The organism is Pisciglobus halotolerans (assembly GCF_900113675.1).
Classification (GTDB): Bacteria; Bacillota; Bacilli; order Lactobacillales; family Carnobacteriaceae; genus Pisciglobus; species Pisciglobus halotolerans.
In genome coordinates this window covers 1-1733 of the sequence record NZ_FOQE01000077.1, presented here as the reverse complement: position 1 = coordinate 1733, position 1733 = coordinate 1, and the positions used below count along the sequence as shown (strand labels likewise).

The 1733-nt window shown below is 31.6% G+C and carries 1 protein-coding gene and 1 pseudogene; both read left to right on the top strand.

Annotated elements, in window-relative coordinates; all coding sequences use genetic code 11:
* Positions 1–363 precede the first annotated feature (363 nt).
* The gene (locus BM057_RS11410; RefSeq protein ID WP_245741950.1) at positions 364–1482 is read left to right on the top strand and encodes a RepB family plasmid replication initiator protein; all 1119 of its coding nucleotides are present in this window, start codon (positions 364–366) and stop codon (positions 1480–1482) included.
* A gap of 8 nt (positions 1483–1490) precedes the next feature.
* Positions 1491–1733 (top strand): annotated as a pseudogene (locus BM057_RS11405) (DUF536 domain-containing protein); the annotation flags it as partial.

Genomic DNA, 1733 nt, shown 5'->3' with positions numbered 1-1733 from the left:
TTAAAGAACGATATAGTGATTGAGAGGTTGTTTATTTTATTTTTATTAAAATAAACGAGTAGTATTTATATTTATCTTATATACTTTATCTTTTAAACCTTTTGGGAAAAAATAGATCCAGTCATACCAAGGGGTTTCGCGTTTAAGAGACGAGGAAAAACTGTTCATTAGACGAGGAAAAACTGTCTAATGAACGAGGAAAAACTGTTCATTAGACGAATTATTATTTATTTTTTCGTTTAATGGTGTATACTAAAAACATAGAGAAAAATTAGATTTCATACGGATGGTTTTCCTCTAAAAAGAAGGGTGGTTCTCTTTATGCGAAATTTTAATACCAATATACCGCAGAAGGTGGTTCAGATGGAAGATTTGTATCAACAGAAGACCGTAGAACACAACGATTTGATCACAAGTGTAGCTAAAATGGATAAGATTCCATTGAAGTTTTTTGAATTGGCAGTTTCTTGTTTAGATACCGAAAATCCTCCTGAAGACAATACTGTTCATTTATCAAAAAAAACGCTCTTTTCTTTCTTTAAAGCTACAGATAAGGACAGACATGCCCGTTTCAAGAATGCCCTTACAACTCTTCATCAGCAATCTATTTTTGAAGTACGAGATGAAAATAAAAAAGGTAAATGGAATTTTAAAATAATTTCTCCTATATCGAGCAGTGAATGGAACGATTACAATGATACTGTGGCCATTAAATTTACAGATGACATCATGCCTTACTTAATTGATCTAAAACGGAATTTCACTCAGTATCTGATTACTGATATTATAGAATTAAACAGTAAATATAGTATTATTTTATATAAATGGTTTTCCATGAACTTCAATCAGTTTGAAACATATAAAGATTCAACAAACCGTACAAAAAAACAGCTCGAACAAATGAAGAATCCTTATATCGATATTCAGGAGTTACGTAGGATGACAAACACGTTAAATGATTATAAAAGAATGTTTGATTTCGAAAAAAACGTGTTGAAATCATCTTTAGAAGAAATAAACGAGTACACACATTTTATCATTACTTATGACAAAATTAAAAAAGGTCGTTCAATTGTTGGGATTCAATTTCATATAGAGAAGAAAAAAACAAAATCTCTACTGCCTTATAAGGAAAATGATTTGGATTATCAAAAGGATAAAGCTCAACAAGAGCAAGAAAGGCAAAACTTATTTAATAAAGCAGTTCAAAGCAAGTATACGACCTTGTTGGGAGAAAACTTCTTAATTGGATTTAGAGATATGCAAGATGTTTCTAGGATGGCCGATTTACAAAAACAGGTATATCCACTTTATGATGAATTAAAAGAATTACGCGGGTTAAACGGAGTGAAAGACCATATCAGTTATGTAGCGACACATAAAGACGGTGCTAGTACTCAGTTGCGAAATATTGTGAAATATCTAAAACGATCTATTGAGCAGTATTTACAAACCGTTAAAATACAAGATTTAGATGGGTAGGGATTCCGATGGCGGAAAAAACAATTAAAGAACTTGCCGATGAAATAGGCGTCAGTAAGACGGCCATTCATAAAAAAGTAACTCCAGATATGCGAAATAAATTTTTTTCCAAAATCGGAAATAAATTTGTAATTAGTGAAGAAGGACAAGAAGCTATCAAATCAACGTTTATTGTCTCGTTTTCGGAAACCGAAAACCAGAAACCAGAAACCGATAATTCGACAACTAAAGAAACTAAGTCGGAAAATACG